Raw genomic sequence first — 19,205 nt, forward strand, 5'->3', positions numbered from 1 at the left:
TAGAAGTTCAGTTACTGGCGCTGGCCCAACTGCATCTCTAAGTCGAGTTCCTTTGGCTTCACGTTCCGTGTGGCCCGGCGGAGCAATAGCGCTGGGCGGGCCCAGCCGCTGAGGGCTGCAGGTTCTACTGCGGATTCTTTCGCAGGTACTGGCCCAGGCCGGGTATGGCGAATGCGACTTTGCCGTGGCCGGTGGACTCGATGAGTCCTGCCGCCAACAGGCGGGTGCGGTACTTGGCGACGAGGGTCGGTCGCGATCCGGTCCGCTGGACGATGTCGCCGATGGTTGAGGGGCCCTCGTCCACTGCCATGGCGTGCAAGAACTCCAGGTCTTTCCCGGACGCCGTGGCGAGAGCGGCTTCAATCACCACACGTTCGTTGCGGCGTATCGCTGCTGCTATTGCCCGGTCGACCGTGCCGGATGAGAGGGAACCGTCATGGTTTTCCGCTTCCCTCCACAGGAAGTAGCCGACCAGCTGAATCAGGAAGGGGTACCCGCCGGTGGCGACGGCTGCCCGGTGTATCAGCTCCGGCGCGATGGTGATCCCGGCGGTGCCGAAGGTTTCCGTGAAGGATCTTTCGACATCGCGTATCGCGGCGGCGTGCAGGTCTGTCTTGTCAGCCCGGCGAAGGAATGTCGCGACGCCCTCGTTCAGGAGGTCCGATACCGCGGAGGGAAGCCCGGCGAAGATCAGGGCGATCGGCAGCCGGTCCTGAATGAAATGTTGGACGTTCGCGGCCAACTGGGACAGTTCTGCCCGGTCGGCGGCATGGATCTCATCCACGGTGATCAGGAGCCCAGTTTTCCGATCATCCAAAAGCCTGAGGAGGTTCTCCCCAAGCTCGCGCCAATCGACTTGTCGTTCTGGCGAAAGTTGGGAAGTGACGCCAAAGCCTGCAACGGTAACCCCCGTGACGCGTCGTCGGGGGTCGGGCCCGTCACCGAGCTCTTCGGCCAGCCGCCGCATCTTCTCACCGATCCGGCCCATAAAGGCTCCGGTGGCGGTCTCGGAAACGACCGCCCACCCGTGTTCCCTGGCCAGATCATGGGCGGCACCCAGCATGACAGTCTTGCCGATCCCGCGCGCGCCGGTGAAGATGGACAGCAGGCCGGGGGCGCCGGAGCCCAGTTGAAGGCCGTACTCGAACTCGTCAAGCAGTCCCGCCCGGCCTATGACCTCAGGCGGGGTAGCGCCGGCAGTTGGGCGGAACGGATTTTCCACGGAAATCATGAAGCCAGCCTAACAGGTGAATTTGGGTGAATTTGGTGAATTTAGACCGATAGGTGAATTTGGTGAACTGTGGTCCTTCATCCCGTGACGTTCGGATCGCGTGGATACGCTGCAGGAATGGCCGGCCGCACGTGAGATCGTCCCGGGACCAGCCTGACGAACGCGCAGTAGCTGCCCCTCCCTGGGAAGTCAGCTCGCACAGGCCCGGCGTTTCCCCCTTTCACGCGTGGCCCCGCGAAGAGCAAAGGACGGTCATTATTTGCCCGGACACGTCCGCGCAGCCCCTGCACCACAGGGACCGTGAAACGTGACAAGGAACCGGACACAGTCCGCCGCCTGAACGCCTGAGATGGGAAGAGATTGAACGAGAAAGGCACCACATCGTGACCGGACGCGACGCCACGGGTGACTGTCCCGGACGAATGCCACCTGAGGTCGAAGCCTTGATCCTGGAGGCGGTGGAATTGATCCAGGAACTCGACGACACTGGCCTGCACGAGATGACACCGCTGTTCTATCAACACGGATATGAGCAATTAAGGATCTCGCTCGGGGATCTGCTCACAGTCCTCGGCCACGACCCCGACCTGACACCGCAGGAGTAGGTCTCCGGGTTTGTCGCTGGTGACAAGACTCAGGGTCATCACCATTCGTCCGGCTGCTGGCCATCAAGGCTGCGAACGACGATTCCACCTCAGGGAATGCCCAACGACAGAAAAGTCATATCAAGGCGGTGTCCCGACCCGCGGCAGGGGAACAGCGGAGCAATGGTGTAGGTTGCATTTCCGTCAGATAAGAACGTTAGAGAAGAGAAACACGGCAGTGGCAACCGATTACGACGAAGTACGTTCCGACGTCAAGGAATCACAGGACCGATCCCTGGAGGCGCTGCAATCCGCCAACGCCCCGGATGCCAGAAGCGTCGTCCGCGATCTGGACGAGGCCGATGCGCTGGATGACGCGATGACCCCCGGTGGAGAGTTCGTCGCCGAGGAACTGACCGTTCAGGTGATTCCCCAGGCCGAGGATGAGTTCACCTGCTACTCCTGCTTCCTGGTCAGGCACCGTTCCCAGCTCGCACGCGAAAAGAACGGCCACTCGTACTGCATCGAATGTGAAGGCTAGCTAGCGCGCCGTGCCTCCTGCTGCCCGGATCTACAGCAACCACGTCAGCATGAATTAGGCGGACTGACAGTCCTGGGGAGCGGGGCATTGGGTCAGCGGGCGTAAGGGGTCACTTGGCCGTCTTCGTTGAAAGGTTCGAACCAGTATTCCAGTGCCATGGGTGCCAGGCGGAGCTGTCGGGCCAATCCTTCATCGTGCTGGAATCCGTCGAGACTCCGGTCGTAAAGCATGTCGCTGTCGGTGTCTTCAAGGAGCCGGTCGGTAAGAGTGCTCCGCCAGTGCGGGTCAAGGTCCAGATCGTAGGTGTCTTCGGTGATCTCAATCTGGTCCAGGAGGCACCGGACGGCGAGCTCCTGGGCCGCGCAACTGGGAGAGGTCCAGCCGCTGGTGAGTTTCAGGGTCATGTCAGCGGCCACCACCAGGAATCGCTGGGCGAAGAGTCCGTTGTATTTTTCTGCGTACTGCGGTGGCAGGCCCGAGAGAATCCAGGTGTCGTCGATGTCTTCGTGCGTGACCGACCTTTTTTCATGCAGCGTGTGGACGTCCTCGAACAACTGATCGATGAGAACTACGGAGGCGTGCCAGATGGCCCCGGCCAGAAGGCGTGCCCGGCTCAAACTCCGCCGGCGGTCCTCTGCCGAAATCCCAGCCATCCATTCCATCGTTTCGGAGTCGACGCTGCCCAGGTCCTCGTCGGAGAAATCCCGGGGATCCGGAACGTAGCCGAGGTCCTCCAGGCTCAGGCCTTGCAGGCGATCGGCGTCAGCGTCCAGCTCAGCAAGAATCAGCTCTTGTTCCCTGTCCATGCAGCAGATGCTATCGCGACTGCCATGCACGGCTCGCCTCAAGAGGATCCGCCGGCGCCGGTTGGTGGGCGGGCCGTTTTGGGCAAACGGCAAGGCTCGCACGGGGCGTCAACACGTAGCGGCTTTTGCCGGACCAACTGCCATCGAGGACCGGCTTCGCAGACAGTGGGCGCCGGTAGACGCAAACGCCACGAACCATCCAGCTTCTCAGCCAGCGTTGCGCAGGCTGCGCAGGCTGCGCAGGCTGCGCAGGCTGCGCTGGCGGCTACAGGGGCCCCGGGGCTTGCTTATTTCTGGGAAACGCGTGTGGTTTGAGACGATGGCGCCATGAAACAGGACGATGGCAAGAACCCGAATGGACTGGAGTCAGTCCTGGAGCTGCGGGTGCTTCTTGTAGACAGTCATCCGGAGATCTGGCGTCAGCTGGAGGTCCGAGGCTCAACATCGCTGGATCAGGTACACGCGGTCCTGCAGGTGGCCTTTGGCTGGGAGGATGCCCATCTGCACCGCTTTACCGACAGCGATCCCTTCGCGCCACTGCGGCCGATTGATGGGGAGCTACCTGAAGCATTGCAGTGGCTCCCGACGCAGTGGTGCGAGGAACCGGGGGACAGGGCTGAGGAGGATTGCTCGTTGGATCAACTTTTGGCGAGCGGATTGGGGACAGCGTTCTATGAGTACGATTTCGGCGACAGCTGGCTCCACCGGATCGAACTGATTTCCAGCCGGCCAGCGACGAAGAATTCCCCGTCGGCGCTTCTGCTCGGCGGTGCCCGGCGAGGCCCGCTTGAAGACTCCGGAGGCATGCCCGGGTTCGAGGAGATTCTGGACGCCCTGGCCGACCCTGCCCATGCTGAACACGTTGAACAATCGGCGTGGGTCACCGAGATTACCGGCGCCCAAGAGCCCTTTGATCCCGGCTTCCTGGACCTCGAGGCCGTAAACGAGGAGCTTATTCTGGTCCTGCAAAGCCGACCTGGCCCAACCCCCAAACCTGATCGGGCCTGAGGTATTGGTCAATAGCGGCGGTAGAGAAAGATCGCCCTAAAGGCGGTGATCGGGACGATCTATGACCCTTTCGCTCCGTATGTCAGTTCAGCGCACGCGCGGGAAGCCTCCATTGTGGAATGGTCCCGTCAGGTTCCGGACCGGCTCACCGTGACACGATCGAGGTCACTGCGCCGACAAACATCGGCAACACAGCCAGCGACGCCACGAGGAGCATGCCCCGCCCCACCCAGAGGGCGGCCCGCGGATGCCCCGACCGGGTGCCGGGAACGACCTTGGCCCAAGCCATCACAAGGAGCGCGCCGAGTCCGAGCACGATCCCCGTCGGCGGGAAAAGGACCGCCGCAAACAGCGGCAGATAGGACTTCCAGGTCTTACTCGTCAAGGACCGAAGACAATCACTGACCGCGCCGGCCACTGCCGCGACGAGCGCACCGTGGAACACGGCGAGGGCCGCGAACAAGAGGACCGACAGCCAACCGGGTTCGACAATGTCGAAGTCGATATTGTCCGGCCGCAGGGGATCCACGGACGCTCCGAAGCCCAGGAGAAGCACTACACCCAGTGCCGGACCCGACCATCGGCCGGCCGGCAGCCACCGGTGTATCAGCATGTAAATGAATGCTGCTGCGAAGCCCGCCGGGAGGCCCGCGAATATCAACAAAGCCATCGTGCCCTCGACCGTGGGAATACCAACGATTGCCTGAGCCTCGGTAAGACTTCCCTGCGCCGAGGCCGGTGATGTGAGGGCCAGGATGCGCATCACAAGCCGTCCGCCGGGCCACGCAACCAGGAAAGCGGACGCGACGGCGGCTATCGTCGCCACATTCGCTCCCCACACGTAGCGACGGAACGCCGAAGCCGGAGTTTCCGATCCGGACGCGGGCCGGGCAAGGTCGGCCGGCGGTCGTACAGGGCGGTCTCCAAAGGCAATGACCAGACCCGCGCCGATGACCAGCAGCAGCGTGCACGAAACCACAATCATTAGCGTCACGCCACCATCACCACCTACTAACCGGTGCAGTCATTGTGGCCCGAAGACCAGACGTTAGCCAGACCGGCAGGAGGGCATTTGTTAGACATGTCCCTGTCCGGTTGGTATCTCTTGTAACAGTCGTTACAGTCATGAATGTGACTAACGAATCGAATGCGCCCTGGCTCGTCATGCTCGTCCAGGTTCCCTCTCAACCTTCCAGATACCGGGTAGCTGTCTGGAGGGAGCTTCGCCGGTTCGGCGCGGTTCCCGTGGGGCAAGGTGCGTGGACTGCCCCGGACGTCCCGGTGTGCAGGATGGGCGCCGAAAAGGCGCAAGTGCTTGCCCTGGCCGGCGGTGGAACGCTGGTCTTGCTGACGACCAACGCCGACGACGCCGGTGCTGTCGAGCTCCGCCGGCTTTTCGATGCCGCCAGGGCCGATGAATGGGTTGAGTTCATCGCAGACTGCGGCAAGTTCACGGCGGAAATCGCCAAGGAAATCGAGAAGCGCAAATTCACCCTCGCCGAGTTGGACGAAGAGGAACAGAGCCTGGAACGGCTGCGCAGGTGGTTCCGGGCCAACCGGGACAAGGGCGTCTTCGGCAGCCCGTTGGCCGATGAAGCAGAGACTGAACTGTCCCAGTGCGCGAGGGTTCTCGAGGAATTCTCAGAACTCGTCTACCGCGAGGTGCACCAGTGAGGATCACAAGCCCGACGCGAATCATCCAAGGGTCGACCAGCCCCCTGTATGCTGCGGGTTTCGTGACAGCGTTCGGAGCCCACAGCATTGCCGCAGGAATGGGTGCCCAGAGCGAGAACATCGGCCTGACGCTTCTGAACTTGGGTATGCTGCTGGCCGTTTATGACCTGGCAGAAGTTTTCCTCAAGCCGGTGTTCGGCGCACTGAGTGACCGGATCGGCGCCAAACCGGTCATTGTTGGGGGTCTTCTGGCCTTCGCGGGCTTCTCGCTGATCGGGTTGTGGGCCGCGGATCCGCTGATGCTGGGCCTGACCCGCCTGGGTCAGGGCGCGGCGGCATCGGCTTTCTCACCCGCGTCGTCGGCCACCGTCGCCAGACTGGCCGCGGGAAAGAACTCAGGGAAGTACTTCGGACGTTACGGGTCGTGGAAAAGCCTCGGCTATGTGATCGGCCCGCTACTGGGCGCCGGCCTGATCCATGTCGGCGGGTTCGCGCTGCTGTTTGCAGCGTTATCGGCGCTGGCTGCTGCCACCGCAGGGTGGGTCATCTTGCATCTGCCCCGCCTGGAGCCGGTCCCCAGGGTCAGATACACGGTCCTGGACCTGGCCCGGCAAATCACCGAGCGGCGTTTTCTGGTACCGACGATGGTACTTGCCGCGTCGACGGGAGCCCTCGGTGCGGCGATAGGTTTCCTGCCGGCCCTGGCGACCCGGCACGGTCTTGATCCCCTCGCTGGAACGGCCGTCGTCAGCGCTTTGGCAATCGCTTCGGTCATCACCCAACCATGGGTCGGGAAGCGGCGTGACCTGCACGGGATCAGTGAAGCCGCAGGAATGAGGGCCGGGCTGCTGCTCACCGCTGCCGGCATCGGAACCGTGGCCTTCGCCCCGGGAAGCATCACCGTGTTCATCGCGGCTATTCTGATCGGGGCCGGTGTTGGCACAGCTACACCCTTGGCTTTTGCCCATCTGGCCGACAGCACACCCCAAGACAGGATGGGCAGGACCATGGGCTCCGCCGAACTCGGCAGAGAACTAGGAGACGCGGGCGGACCCTTGATCGTCGGAGGCCTTGCCACGCTCGCCGGACTGCCACTGGGCCTTGGCGCGCTGGCCCTGCTCATAACTGCAGCCAGCGCACCACGCCTGCGACGCCCCAGCCTCCACAACCCTGAACCGTACGTCCAGCCGCTGCCACGCCACCATTCGCAGCCCTACTCATCCGGTTATTCGGGCGATGCTTTGGGCCAGGCGGCAGGAGTGCCGGTTTCGATAATGATGGCGCCGTTGAAGGTCAGCCGGTCGCCGGTCGCGACGCAGAGGCGCGGGCCGATGAAGGATCTGGTCCATCCGGAGAAGGATTCGTTGGAAGCGATGGCGAAGGACGCCGGACTGGGGGAGCGGTCTCGAACGCGGCCCAAAGCAGAGGGAGCTGGGGAGTCAGGTTGTACTGATCCTTGAGGACGTCATCGATAGAGGTTTGGCCCGCCAGGAGGTCAGGAACGCCCGGCCTATTCTGCACTCGTCCCCCTGGGCATGTCTTGACGATACGAGCTCCGCATGTGGCGGGAGGGGTAGACACGCAGAACAAGCCTGGAGGCTGTCATAACGGCCCTTATCGCTCGGGTGCAACGCTGCAGGATGAGCGGGCATGTCGCCCCGCCGGTTAAAGAACCGTCGCCCGGGACATGTGGGAACGCCCGAGAGGGTTCAGTTCATGCGCCGCGATTAGCTAATGAAAGTCATTGTGGCGAGTACCTAGTTAGTGGCACTGGTTCAAACTGACGATACCGCGTTACGGGGCAATCGGGCAGAAGTTCAATTACCGGCTGTTGAGCTGTGAGTCCAACTTGGCTTCCGGCGTCTCGAATTAGATCGTTCACCATCTCCCACCAATCCCGAACTGCATCAGTTGGCTGCTCGTGGCAGAAAGCGGCGAGCTGGATGAAAGACGGGTCAAGCATGCTATTAGAACGGCCCCCGATTTCTTCAATCTGGTTTACGACAGCGTCATATCTGCTCTTGTCTGAAGCTTTGAGGCTCTTCAACTCGGTCATGAGGACACGCTGCACCACTTCAACAACCGCATCCGCCCAAGAGGGTCGACAACGGAGTAGTTCCAGTCTCCTGACGACAGATCGCTGGTCGCGCTCGTTTGCGAAGCCGGCAATTGGTGTTCTGCCTACGAGCCAGGACTTTTCCACCGGGAATTCAATGCGCAGGTCGACAACCCAAAGCTCCGTCGCGTCTCCTCCAAGCTTAGGAAGGTGAAGAAGGTGAAGCGGGCCTTTACCCTTCTTGATGAGGGCTCTGGTGGAACCGTCCAGATTGATCATGTTGTACGCGGGTGAGATGGATATCCACGGCCGTGTGGGCGGGTCGAAGTCGACTTCTCCCAGATCACACGTCTGTGTGGTTATAACGCCATAGGCGGGCGCCACATGATTCGCCAAAATGACTTCTGGACCCGCCGAGTCTTGGACGTAGTTGTGGGTCGCCGCCCAGACTGCGTATTTTGGGTTTGCGAAGTAGAAAAATGGCGGAGTTTCCACCACGTCGCCAGCTGTAAAACTAGCAGCCGCCGTCAGAACTTCTGACGGCCAATCTTGGCGTTCGCCAGGGAGGCCTGCAGTAATGTCAGGGACCGACATCCGCGGGCGCCTCCAAAAGTAGTTAGTTGTACAAACCAGAGTATGTTGTCGAGTCGCGGCAATTCAGCCGGACGTCAGCTCAGGTGTTTCTAGGTCGGACCGGCCGTGCTACAAATCCAGCTGCCGGGCTTTGATGTGCCTTCTGCGTGCTGGCATCAAATGGTGGCTCGCCGTACGCGTCCAGGTCATCGTCGTCGACGAGCTTTTTCGCCGGCGCCGAGGCTGGGAACAGTAGCGGCTCGGCCAAGGTGAGAACATTCCGGAGCCCATCGGCGCCTTGAGATAGTCGCGCGAGGCGGTCAGTGCCCTCATCCGAGCTCATGGCGAGCCACAGGCGCGTCCTCTCCACGCCTTGGGCGGCGACAAGCTGGGATACGAAGGCATGCACGGCAAGCAGATGCCGCGAAGAAGCGCCATAGGCTCCTCCTGCATTTCGCCAATTGCCGAGCGTTCTCCTAGAAATATTGCATAGCTGAGCAACCTGGGTATCGGTGAGTTGCAGCCACTCGCCAAGGTCATCCACAGCGGATACCGAGGCGGCAGCCACGCGCCGGTCCCGCTCGGCACGCACTGATTCAATCGATTCAGAGTTCCGAGCCCTTGAGGTGCTCTCTATCCCCGGGGTTTCCACTCTTGTAAGGGCCGACGTGCCGGAGGCAATCAACGTCGGCAAATAGTCCGCCCCCGTTTTGACAACTCTCGTTTCGGTCGGGCGTCCCACCTCAGGTGCTGCAAAGACGGGAGTAGACGGAACGACGGCTAGGCTCAAGGCCGCCGCTGCTATGGTCATTCCAGTCCATGCCCGCGTCCAATTTGCGGGCGGATATTCGCCGAGAAAATTAACACCCGGATCCTTGTAGAACGGCGTGATGTCAGCGGCGCTATAGTACGTGCCACCGGCTGCGTATCTGTCTAACGTAGAGCCACTTAGATCAGCCATCTTGTCCCCATTTTTCTCGTGACTGCATAAACTGACGCTAACTCTTTAGAGATTCAAGCAATTCCGGTTTCACCACGGCCTGGAACACCTGTAGGGCTCGACGATGAAGTTTTTGAGCCGTTTGCTTGATATCCAGGACGTCGAAGGCTCGGGCACGCCCGTCAAAGCAATCCGTGTCCAAGACCGTAGCGTATCCGTTTGCCGCGGCAGGATCAGGCGTACAACTGCTTCGCAGAACGACCTGGGCGTCGCCGAGGTCCAGGTGCGAAAAAGTCTGCGCACCGATGACGGATTCCATGAGGTCGGGGTTGGCAGCCAGCCCCAGCAGGCTTGGCTCCAGGAGATCAACCCAGTGGCCAGGCTTGGAAGCCTGCCGATAGACGATGCGGTCTATATATCGAAGGCCGATCCGCTGGATGAGCGCCGGCTGATATGCCGAGTGGATGACTTCGACGAGGTCCTCAAGACGCGAATTGAACTCGGTCCATGTCGTATAACCTGTGGACTCGAGCGCAAAAAAATCGGGCATGAGGATGACGGTCCACTGGTGGTCCTTCGAGCGCAAGCGCCACCCGGGGCGCACCTCGCCGCCGGAAGTCTGAAACCCTGACGGTCCAGCCTCGACCACCATCTCGGCCGCGGATGCCTGCTCAAGAGTCGGATAGTCGTGTCGAATGTCATTCTGAATTCGAAGCGCGATGGCGGGGTCACTCACCGCGGGGCGTCCTTCGTGTCGTCCTTGAAAGACGACTAATTCCAGAGGTGAAGCCCCTAACGTCTCTGTCGATGGCTCCGGAAGTTCCACTATGGTCGCGAGATCCTTCTTGTTCTTGTCCACGGTCGAGTGTAAGCCTTTGAGTAACTGCTGGGCAAGTTGTGAGCAAGTTCGTTTTTGAGGAATTGCCTCAGTACCCTGCTCGACCCCATCGAACCCACGAACAGCTGGGCCGTCATTTCCCGCTCGCCAACCGCCCCACCGCGAAAGCGAGTCCTATGGGGGGGGCCTTCAAGACGGCTGCTACTCATCTCCTCGTTAAGCTCTGGAACGTGGAGTTGCGAGTAAGCCTGTGCACGGTGAATCAGTCGATGAATTGTCCTATCATACTGACAACACGACATAAGATCCATTATCGGTGACTCAGAATGTGATCTGATAGGGGGTTTAGGCCTTGATCCGGCCCGGGTTTGCATGCGACCATCAAGCGTGACAGCAGTGACAGTCGCCCGCGGCGGGCTGAAAGCCCACCAGGACTCCATCCGGCTTTCCGACGCTGACCTGGTTCGTGACTTGAGAGATCTGCTCGGCGCAAAGCTCGTCGCCCACATCGGCTCCGTGAAGGAAACCCGCGCCGTCCGGCAGTGGGCCGATGCAGAGCGCAAACCCTCCGCCGACGTGATTCAGAGGCTCCGCACGGCGTACCACGTGGCTGCCCTGCTGGCCGAGGGTGATTCCCGGGCCGTCGTGCAGGCCTGGTTCCAGGGGATGAATCCGCAGCTTGATGATGTCCCCCCTGCCCGACTGCTCCGCGAAGGTCAGCTGGACGACGCGGGCCCGCTGGTCCTGGCCGCCGCCCGCGCTTTCGCGGAGGCGAGCTGACCGGCGGCTCCTGCACAACTGACCGCGGACGAGGCCGCGGGAAGAGTCGGCCGTGTCGGATTCCGCCCGGACCCTTGGGCTTTGGAGCGGCTGGGCATGGGCCCCCGACGGCCGCCTACGCCGCAGTGATCCGCACCGGCAGGGACTCGAACCCGCGGAGCACGTTGTGCAGGATCGGCACCGGGGCGCCGTCGGGTTCGATGGCGGCCACCCGCTGTAGCAGTTGTTGCAGCACGATTTCCATTTCGAGCCGGGCGATCGGCTGCCCCACGCACTGGTGCAGGCCCATCCCGAAGGCGACGTGGCCGGAGGCGTTGCGGTCGAGGTCGAACTCGTCGGCGTTGTCGCCCCATTTGCGCGGGTCCCGGTTCGCGGCTCCGAGGAACACCAGCACCTTCGCGCCGGCGGGCAGGTGCACGCCGCCCAGGACCGTGTCTACGGCTACGGTCCGGTGGAACTTCTGGAACGGCGATTCCAGGCGGAGCGCCTCGTCCACGGCGAACTTGGACATCTTCGGGTTCTTCCGCAATTTGGCCCAGGCTTCCGGGTAGCGGGCCAGCACCGAGAGCATGTTGCCGATGCCGAAAATGGTGGTGTCCACGCCCGCGGACAGCAGAGCCCGGACCAGCAGGGTGGCCTGCTGCTCAGTGATCAGGCCGTCCTTCACGCGTTCCCAGATCTGGGCGCCGAAGCCGGTGTCGTCCAGGTTCTCGCGCTGGCAGTTGCGCATGACCGCGGCGGCGTGCTCGTCACCCTGGGCGAAGGCCTGCTTGAAGATGTAGTTCTCCGGGCCGAATGCGTTGAACACCATGTTGCCGTACGGCAGCAGGTGTTCACGGCCGACGTCGGGAATCCCTACCGCGTCCGGGAAGACACGCAGGGGGTATTTCTCGGCGAGGTCCGTGATGGCGTCGAAACGTTCGCGGCGCGCCAACTGCTCCGTCAGTTCCACAGCCGGCGGTGTGAACGGCTCCCGGAGGGCGCGGACGGTACCGGGGTTGATGACGCCGGTCAGTGCGCGGCGCATCACGGTGTGGATGGGCGGGTCCGATTCGAGGATGCTGGGCGGGCGCCAGCCCGAGTCTTTCCGGATGTCCCGGGGGCCAAGACCGCCGGAGGAGATGTAGGTTTCGAAGTCGGTGAGGACCTCGTAGACCTCCTGGTAGCCGGCCACGGCGTAGCTGCCGGTGCTCTCCAGGTAGGAGACGGCGCCGGCATCGCGGAGCCGCCCCAGGAAGGGGTACGGGTCGAGGAGGTTCGCGGTGTCGAAGGGGTCCTCGCCCAACACATTGGCTTCATGGGTGGTAACAGTCATTGGAAATGCTCCTGGGAACGAAACTTGGCTGGGGCGGACCGGCCAGCGGCGGGACGGAAGGATTGGGCTGGAGCCGGGGGTAAGGGACGGGGCTAAAGATCCAGGACGAGGCGCGGGCAGCCGGCAGCGGCGCGGGAGACGCAGACCAGCATGATCTCGCCGGCTTCGCGGTCTTCCTCGGTCAGGACGGCGTCGCGGTGCTCGGGCTCGCCGGAGATGATCTGGGTTTCGCAGGTGCCGCACAACCCGCCGCGGCAGGAGGACAGGACGCGCACGCCCACCTCTTCCACGGCTTCGAGGATCGTCTTGTCGTTCGGCACGGTCACCGTGGTCCCGGTGCGTGCCAGCTCCACCTCGAAGGGCGCGTTGGCGGCGGCGGCACCCAGCGTCGATGCGACGAAACGTTCGGTGTGCAGGGCACCGGGGGGCCAGCCCATGCAGCGTTCTTCCACGGCGCCGAGGAGCCCGCCGGGCCCGCAGGCGTACACCAGCATGTGTGCCCGGGGCATGCCGAGGATCTGGTCAAGGTCCAGCCGGCCAACCTCGTCCTCGGCCATGATGTGGACACGGTCCGCGCCGTACCGGTCCTCCAGCTGCCGGGCGAAAGCCATCGTTTTCCGGCTCCGGCCGCCGTAGATCAGCGTCCATTCCTTGCCGGCAGCCTCGGCCGCCTCAAGCATCGGGATCAGCGGGGTGATGCCGATGCCGCCGGCGATGAAAAGGTAGCGGCGCGACTCGCGCAGAGGGAAGTTGTTGCGCGGCCCGGAGATGGTGAGCGGCGTGCCGGCCAGCAGGGCGTGGACCGCCTTTGATCCGCCGCGGGAATCGGGCACATGCAGCACGCCGATCCGCAGGCGGTCCAGTTCCTCCGGGGAGGAACACAGCGAGTACTGGCGTACCAGGCCATCGCCCACATGGACGTCGATGTGCGCGCCGGCCTGCCAGGGCTGGAACGGCTGGCCGTCCACGCGCCGCAGGACCAGGGAGACCACCTGGTCCGCCACAATATCCACCTGGTCGACGACGGCGTCGATGGTGGCTCCTGCAGATGCAGTCATCAGGGTCTTCACTTCCTTTGGAAAGGCTCGCCTGCCAGGCAGGCCCCGGCCGGAGATCCGGCCTCAATATCGTCTTACTTGAGGTTAGGTGTTCCACAACACATCAGGCGGGCACGTTTCCATCCAACGGAAAAGACTCGCCGGGCGAAAAGCGGCGGAACCGGTACTACCGCGGCAAATGCTCCACACCCAGCCGCCGGGCGATCCCCCGCGCGGCGATGTTGAGCACCGGAACCACGCTGCCCACCGGAACGGGACGGCCCCTGGTGACGATGCCCAGCGCCGCCACCAGCTGGTTGTTGGGCAGGAAGACCGGGACGGCCAGGCCGTAGTTGTCCGGCCCCGCTTCTTCCTCAGTGGTGGCGTAACCGGAGTTCCGGACCCGCTCGATCTCGGCGGCCAGCACCGCCGGACTGGTGATGGTCCGCGGCGTGTGCGGCTCCAGCCGCCGGGCAGCGGCGGAAAACAGGTCCTTGGCCCCGTAGGCCAGCATGATCTTGCCCGCGGCGCTGGCGTGGAGCGGCAGGCGCGCGCCCACCCGCCGGAACGGCTGGCCCGCGCCGGTGCCGGACATCCGCTCCACCAGCAGGACCTCCTCCCCGTCCAGGATGAACAGGTTCACCACGTTGTGCGTGACGAAGAGGACGTCCTGCATGAAGGGGGCAGCCACCTCGGCAATGTTCTGCTGCGCGGGGGCCAGCAGGCCAAGGCGCCAGATCCGCTGCCCCACCCGGTATTCGCCGTGGAGCTTTTCCAGGCCGCCCCAGGCCACCAGTTCGCCGGCAAGCCGGTGCGCGGTGGCCACCGGAAGGTTGGCACGGCGGGCCATGGCGCTGAGGCTCTGGACGGAGTGTTCGGAATCGAAGGTGCCCAGCAGGGCCAGTGCGCGGGACGTCACGCTCGCTGCGTGCCGGGCGGCAGCACCGCCGTCGGCAGCCGGAAGCGTCCGGGGCCGCACCGTCGACGCCGGCCGGCGGACGGTGGGTCCGTTCGGGGCAGCGTTTGCCATGCATCACCCCTTCTGAGCTGAACATTTGAGGACCGCGGCCGTTGACGCCGTCCCGTTTGTGCAATTTTAAGGCCCGGCGCCGGTGCCTCCTACTGTGCGGAAGATGAGGTCCCGGTGTCGTGCGTTTAAGGGGGTGCTCAGCTGGCCACGGAAGCGAGGGCCGAGCCTCGGTAGGCACCCAGGCCGCCATCCACCCGGATGTCCGAGCCGTTCACCCACGCCGACTCGGGGCGGAGCAGGAAGTCGATGACGGGGGCGATGTCGTCCGGGTCGCCGAAGCGGCCCAGCAGGGCGCCTGCGCCCTCGACCTTGTCGCGTCCGTGGTCCTTCTTGAAGTCCTCCAGAATGGGCGTGGCTACGGGTCCCGGGCTGACGCTGTTGACGCGGATGCGCTGCGGAAGCAGTTCGGCGGCAAGGTGTTCGGTGAGGAGCCGGACGCACTGCTTGGAGAAGAGGTAGGACTCGCCGGTGATGCCGCCGTCGCCGGCAACAGCATCCAGCGCGGCAGCCTGGTCCTGGGCGAGTGCGAAAGCGGAGCACCGGTCCTTCACATCACGCCACTGCACGGCAACGCTGGAGGCCAGGTTCACGACGGCGGTCCCCTCGCCGAGCAGCGGGGCCAAAGCCCTGACCAGTCCGCGGACCCCGAAGACGTTGACGGAGAGCACCGTCCGCCAGGGTGCGGTGCCGGGGACGCCGGCGATGTTGGCCAGGCCCGCGATGCCGTGCGGAGCGGCGGCGGAGACTGCCGCTGCGGCGGCGTCGATACCGGCCTGGCTGGAAAGGTCCGCCTGCACGAAGGTGCCGCTGAACTGCGTGGGAGCGTTGCGGTCGATGCCGATCAGCGGCACCCCGCGTCCGGAGAGGATCTGCGCCGTCCGGGCGCCGATGCCGGAGGAAACCCCGGTGAGGACGATGGGCAGCTGCTCTTGGGACATGGGGACTCCTCATTGGTGCGTGATGTGCTTCACTCCATAGTGGCAAGTCTGCTCCGCCCATCACGACGGGCTTTCCGTTGGATGGAAAGGTCCGGGCGGATTGTGACGGGTGCCAAGACACTGGGATAAGTATTCCCTCCCGGCCGAAAGGACAGACCATGACGGCAGCCCATTACGAGATCCTGGACCCGGCGACGCTCGAACTCGTGGGACACGCTCCGGAAAACACGGAGCACGATGTTGAGCTGGCGGTTGCGGCCGCCCACGCCGCCGCACCAGGCTGGGCCGCGGACCGCGAAGCACGCCGCAGCGCCCTGCGTGCCGCCGCTGCCCTGATCCGCCGCGACCTCGATGCCCTGGCCACCCTGCTCTCCCGGGAGCAGGGCAAGCCCAAGGCAGATGCCGCCGGCGAGTTCACCGTGGCAGCAGGCCTCTTTGAGTACTACGCGGACCTGGCCTGGGACGAAACCGAACATCTGAAACCCCGCGCCGACCGTACCCTTGAAGTCCAGTACCGGCCGGTGGGCATCGTCGGCACCATCACGCCGTGGAACTTTCCCATCTCCCTGCTCTGCGTGAAACTCGCCCCTGCCCTGCTGGCCGGCTGCACCGTGATCGCCAAGCCCTCCCCCTCCACGCCGTTGTCCACCCTCGCCCTGGTCACCCTGCTCAACGAGGTCCTCCCCGCCGGCGTGCTGCAGGCCCGGACCGGTTCGCGGAGGATAGTGAACGTTGCGCTGAGCACCTCCCCCGGCATCCGCAAGATCTCCTTCACCGGCTCCACTGAAGTGGGCATCTCCATCGCACAGCAGGCCGCCCCCACGGTCAAGCGCGTCACCATGGAGCTCGGCGGCAACGATCCTGCCATCGTGCTGGACGACGCGGACATCGCCGTCACCGCCCGCGGGATCGTGGGCAGCGCCTTCCGCAACGCCGGCCAGGTGTGCATGGCGGTCAAGCGCGTGTATGTCCCGCGCAGCCGCAGCACGGAACTGGCCGAGGCCATCGCCGCTGAGGCATCCCGCCATGTGCTGGGCCACGGCATCGCAGAGGGCACCACCATGGGACCCATGCACAACGAATCCCAGCTCAAGCTGGTCCACGGCCTGATTGACTCCGCCGTGGGCGCCGGCGCCCGCATCATCACCGGCGGCACCCCCGGCTGCGACCTGCCCGGCTATTTCCTCTCCCCTACCGTGGTGATCGGCGCCGAACCGGGAATGGACCTGGTGGAGCAGGAACAGTTCGGCGCGGCACTGCCCATCGTCGCCTACGACGATCTCGATGCAACCATCGCCGGTCTCAACGCCGGGGAATTCGGTCTGGGCGCATCCGTCTGGAGCCCCGACCGGGACCGTGCCTATGCCACCGCCTCACGGATCGAGGCCGGAACAGTCTGGGTCAACCAGCACACCCTGGTGGAACCGGACGCCCCGTTCGGCGGCTGGAAGGCCTCCGGCGTCGGCCGTGAACGCGGCCGCTGGGGCCTGGAGGAATTTCTGGAAACCCGCGTCATCAATGCCCGCCCCCACTCCTGATCCCGCACCAACCCTGCAGAAGGACTTCCCGTGAGCGTCGAACTGATCACCCTTGGCACCGCCGCCGGCCCGGCCATCCGCGGACCGGAAAACGGCATCTCCAGCGCACTGGTCGTGGGCGACGCCTTCTACATGGTGGACTTCGGCCTGGGCTGCTCCCGCGCCGCCCACGAGGCAGGACTCCGCGGCAAGGACTTCGCGGCGGGCTTTATCACCCACCTGCACTCGGACCATGTGGTGGAGCTGCCCGGCTTCCTGCTGTGGAACTGGGGCAACCCGGTGGAGGGCTTCACCGGGCCGGTCTCGGTGGTGGGCCCGGGCAAGGACGCCACCCGCGCCGGCGGCGCACGGCTGTCCGGCACCAGCGAGCTGGTGTCCCACGCGCTGGAGGCCTTCTCCTACGACATCGACATCCGCGTCCATGACGAGGCACGACCGGACCTGGCCTCCCTCCTGCACACCCTGGACCTCACCACACCCCCGCACGGGACACCGGAGGCTGCACACCCGTTTGACGTCTACGAGGATGACCGGGTCAAGGTCACCGGCATCCTGGTGGAGCACCCGCCCGTCCGGCCCGCGCTGGCGTTCCGCTTCGACACGGAGGCCGGATCGGTGGTGTTCTCCGGCGACACCGCCGAATGTGATGCCATGGCCGTGCTCGCCAGCGGCGCGGACGTCCTGGTCCATGAAGCGGTAAACCTCGACTTCTACGCGGACAAGGGTTTCGCGCCGGAGTTCCTGAACCACCAGCGGATCGCGCACACCCCGCCCGAGGGCGCCGGCCGCGTAGCCGCAGCCGCCGGCGTGGGGCGCCTGGTGCTCTCCCACCTGGCCGGCCGCGCCGAGCCGCAGTGGTGGCGCAGCCGTGCCGCCTCCACCTTTGACGGCCCCGTAGACGTGGCCGCCAGCGGCCAGCGCTTCCGCATCGGCAGCCCGGTCCTGGCATCCGCATAAGAAATCCGGCCGAAGGAACCCGGGCACTCCAGCAAGGACAGCTCTTGGCACTGCCCTCACCCACCACAGCGCTTGATGACAGACGGACCACGACGGACGGGGCCTGGCTTGCCGTGCTGGCCGCGGGCACCGCGGCAGCCATGCATATCTGGAAGCTGCCTGCCGCCCTGGCCGGCATCCAGGCGGACCTGGGCACCACACTGGTACAGGCCGGGCTGCTGCTGGGCATCATCCAGGTGGCCAGCGTGGTGGGTGGCCTGGCCACCGCCGTGGGCGGAGAGATGGCCGGCCTGCGCCGCCTCCTGGTCGCCGGACTGATCCTGCTCAGCGCCGCCTCCGCGCTCGGCGCGGCCGCCCCCAGCACGGAACTGCTGATGGCGGCACGCACCCTGGAGGGCATCGGCTTCCTGCTGGCCGTCGTCGTCGCCCCTGCCCTCATCCGCAAAGTGGCCGCGCCCCGGCGGCTGAACGTTGCGCTGGCGGGCTGGGCCATGTTCCAGGGCATGGCCACGCTGATCGGCCTGTCCGCGGGTGCCCTCTTCCTGCAGGCCGCCGGCTGGCGCGAGTGGTGGCTGGTGATGGCCGTTGTCACGCTGCTCCCGGTGCCGCTGCTGCTCCGGTTGGTGCCCAGGGACGTGCTCCCGTCCGACGCCGGACTCCGGCCTGCGCTGCGCCGGGTGGGCCGCACGGTTGCCACCCGCAGGCCATGGATCACCGGGGTGGTCTTCGCCTGCTACACGGCGCAGTGGATGGCCGTGCTCGGATTCCTGCCGTCCATCTACCGGTCAGCGGGCCTGGACGGCCCGTGGCCCGGCATCCTCAGCGCCATCGTGGGCGGGGTCAACGCCATCGGAGCACTCAGCGCAGGCCCGCTCATCCAGCGCGGCCTGTCCGAGCGGAAAATCATCTTCTGGACCTTCCTGGCGATGTCCGCCGCGTCCGTCGCCACGTTCGCCGTCGGCTGGGAAAACATCCAGAACGGCATCCTTGCCCAGTTTGTCCTCATCGCCGTGTTTTCCGCCGTCGGCGGCCTCATCCCTGCCGCGGTGACCAGCTACTCGGTGCGCATCGCCCCCGCGGACGGGTCTGTCACGGCGGTGCTGGGTCTGACACAGCAGATCTTCAACGTGGGGAATTTCCTCGGGCCCATGCTGTTCGCCCTGCTCGCCACCCGCACCGGCGGCTGGGGCACCGCCTGGTGGCTGACGTGCGGGTTGAGCGTCCTGGGAATGGCCCTGCTGGCGTTCCTGGGAGCAGCCGACGGCGTGACCGCCGGGGGTGCACGGCGCCCGGGAAAGCGGCTTTCCATCCAACGGAAAGCTAAAATGTAAGGTCGATCACACGCACCTAGAGTCAAGG

The 19,205-nt window shown here is 64.6% G+C and carries 18 protein-coding genes and 1 pseudogene; 9 read left to right on the forward strand and 10 right to left on the reverse strand.

Features of this window, described 5'->3' with window-relative positions:
* Positions 1 to 124: 124 nt before the first annotated feature.
* Complete coding sequence (locus QCD75_RS07890; protein WP_301227349.1) at positions 125 to 1,231, reverse strand: ATP-binding protein; 1,107 nt, start codon at positions 1,229 to 1,231, stop codon at positions 125 to 127.
* 383 nt (positions 1,232 to 1,614) lie between these two features.
* Here QCD75_RS07890 and QCD75_RS07895 point away from each other — a divergent pair, with 383 nt between their 5' ends.
* Both QCD75_RS07895 and QCD75_RS07900 read left to right on the forward strand, forming a co-directional pair.
* Entirely contained in the window at positions 1,615 to 1,836 is a 222-nt protein-coding gene (locus QCD75_RS07895; protein WP_301227351.1) for a hypothetical protein, read from the forward strand.
* A 217-nt stretch (positions 1,837 to 2,053) separates the two neighbouring features.
* On the forward strand, positions 2,054 to 2,356 hold the full coding sequence (locus QCD75_RS07900; RefSeq protein ID WP_301227353.1) for a DUF4193 domain-containing protein: 303 nt from the start codon (positions 2,054 to 2,056) through the stop codon (positions 2,354 to 2,356).
* A 92-nt stretch (positions 2,357 to 2,448) separates the two neighbouring features.
* Here QCD75_RS07900 and QCD75_RS07905 read toward each other — a convergent pair whose 3' ends face one another.
* Positions 2,449 to 3,162 carry a hypothetical protein gene (locus QCD75_RS07905; protein WP_301227355.1) on the reverse strand — a complete coding sequence of 238 codons (714 nt, stop codon included), beginning with the start codon at positions 3,160 to 3,162 and terminating at the stop codon, positions 2,449 to 2,451.
* A 327-nt stretch (positions 3,163 to 3,489) separates the two neighbouring features.
* On the opposite strand from QCD75_RS07905, the gene QCD75_RS07910 reads away from it, so the two are divergent.
* Entirely contained in the window at positions 3,490 to 4,170 is a 681-nt protein-coding gene (locus tag QCD75_RS07910; protein ID WP_301227357.1) for a plasmid pRiA4b ORF-3 family protein, read from the forward strand.
* A 145-nt stretch (positions 4,171 to 4,315) separates the two neighbouring features.
* On the opposite strand, the gene QCD75_RS07915 is transcribed toward QCD75_RS07910, so the two are convergent.
* A complete protein-coding gene (locus QCD75_RS07915; RefSeq protein ID WP_301227359.1) occupies positions 4,316 to 5,164 on the reverse strand; it encodes a hypothetical protein in 849 nt (282 codons plus the stop codon).
* A 131-nt stretch (positions 5,165 to 5,295) separates the two neighbouring features.
* On the opposite strand from QCD75_RS07915, the gene QCD75_RS07920 reads away from it, so the two are divergent.
* On the forward strand, positions 5,296 to 5,844 hold the full coding sequence (locus tag QCD75_RS07920) for a Chromate resistance protein ChrB (RefSeq protein ID WP_441005448.1): 549 nt from the start codon (positions 5,296 to 5,298) through the stop codon (positions 5,842 to 5,844).
* Between the two features lie 2 nt (positions 5,845 to 5,846).
* Positions 5,847 to 7,004, forward strand: a pseudogene (locus QCD75_RS07925) (MFS transporter); the annotation flags it as partial.
* A gap of 581 nt (positions 7,005 to 7,585) precedes the next feature.
* Here QCD75_RS07925 and QCD75_RS07930 read toward each other — a convergent pair.
* The 3 genes from QCD75_RS07930 to QCD75_RS07940 form a co-directional block, all read right to left on the reverse strand.
* Positions 7,586 to 8,398, reverse strand: coding sequence for a hypothetical protein (locus QCD75_RS07930; protein ID WP_301227363.1), 813 nt, complete (start codon positions 8,396 to 8,398; stop codon positions 7,586 to 7,588).
* 175 nt (positions 8,399 to 8,573) lie between these two features.
* Positions 8,574 to 9,434, reverse strand: coding sequence for a hypothetical protein (locus QCD75_RS07935; protein ID WP_301227365.1), 861 nt, complete (start codon positions 9,432 to 9,434; stop codon positions 8,574 to 8,576).
* 37 nt (positions 9,435 to 9,471) lie between these two features.
* On the reverse strand, positions 9,472 to 10,272 hold the full coding sequence (locus QCD75_RS07940) for a TIGR04255 family protein (protein WP_301227367.1): 801 nt from the start codon (positions 10,270 to 10,272) through the stop codon (positions 9,472 to 9,474).
* Between the two features lie 366 nt (positions 10,273 to 10,638).
* Here QCD75_RS07940 and QCD75_RS07945 point away from each other — a divergent pair, with 366 nt between their 5' ends.
* The gene (locus tag QCD75_RS07945) at positions 10,639 to 11,031 is read left to right on the forward strand and encodes a hypothetical protein (RefSeq protein ID WP_301227369.1); all 393 of its coding nucleotides are present in this window, start codon (positions 10,639 to 10,641) and stop codon (positions 11,029 to 11,031) included.
* A 115-nt stretch (positions 11,032 to 11,146) separates the two neighbouring features.
* On the opposite strand, the gene QCD75_RS07950 is transcribed toward QCD75_RS07945, so the two are convergent.
* The 4 genes from QCD75_RS07950 to QCD75_RS07965 form a co-directional block, all read right to left on the reverse strand.
* The gene (locus tag QCD75_RS07950) at positions 11,147 to 12,346 is read right to left on the reverse strand and encodes a cytochrome P450 (RefSeq protein ID WP_301227371.1); all 1,200 of its coding nucleotides are present in this window, start codon (positions 12,344 to 12,346) and stop codon (positions 11,147 to 11,149) included.
* A gap of 92 nt (positions 12,347 to 12,438) precedes the next feature.
* On the reverse strand, positions 12,439 to 13,404 hold the full coding sequence (locus QCD75_RS07955) for a PDR/VanB family oxidoreductase (protein WP_301227372.1): 966 nt from the start codon (positions 13,402 to 13,404) through the stop codon (positions 12,439 to 12,441).
* Positions 13,405 to 13,570: 166 nt separating this feature from the next.
* A complete protein-coding gene (locus tag QCD75_RS07960) occupies positions 13,571 to 14,413 on the reverse strand; it encodes an IclR family transcriptional regulator (protein WP_301227374.1) in 843 nt (280 codons plus the stop codon).
* A 137-nt stretch (positions 14,414 to 14,550) separates the two neighbouring features.
* Positions 14,551 to 15,351, reverse strand: coding sequence for an SDR family oxidoreductase (locus QCD75_RS07965; RefSeq protein WP_301227376.1), 801 nt, complete (start codon positions 15,349 to 15,351; stop codon positions 14,551 to 14,553).
* Between the two features lie 158 nt (positions 15,352 to 15,509).
* Between QCD75_RS07965 and QCD75_RS07970 the strand changes: the two genes are divergently transcribed.
* Genes QCD75_RS07970 through QCD75_RS07980 form a run of 3 tightly spaced genes read left to right on the forward strand, consistent with a single transcriptional unit; the run spans position 15,510 to position 19,177 of the window.
* Positions 15,510 to 16,889 carry an aldehyde dehydrogenase family protein gene (locus QCD75_RS07970; RefSeq protein WP_301227378.1) on the forward strand — a complete coding sequence of 460 codons (1,380 nt, stop codon included), beginning with the start codon at positions 15,510 to 15,512 and terminating at the stop codon, positions 16,887 to 16,889.
* 30 nt (positions 16,890 to 16,919) lie between these two features.
* Positions 16,920 to 17,846, forward strand: a complete 927-nt coding sequence (locus tag QCD75_RS07975) for an MBL fold metallo-hydrolase (RefSeq protein WP_301227380.1) — start codon at positions 16,920 to 16,922, stop codon at positions 17,844 to 17,846.
* Between the two features lie 44 nt (positions 17,847 to 17,890).
* A complete protein-coding gene (locus QCD75_RS07980; protein WP_301227382.1) occupies positions 17,891 to 19,177 on the forward strand; it encodes an MFS transporter in 1,287 nt (428 codons plus the stop codon).
* Positions 19,178 to 19,205 lie beyond the last annotated feature (28 nt).

The organism is Arthrobacter sp. PsM3 (assembly GCF_030433895.1).
Classification (GTDB): Bacteria; Actinomycetota; Actinomycetes; order Actinomycetales; family Micrococcaceae; genus Arthrobacter.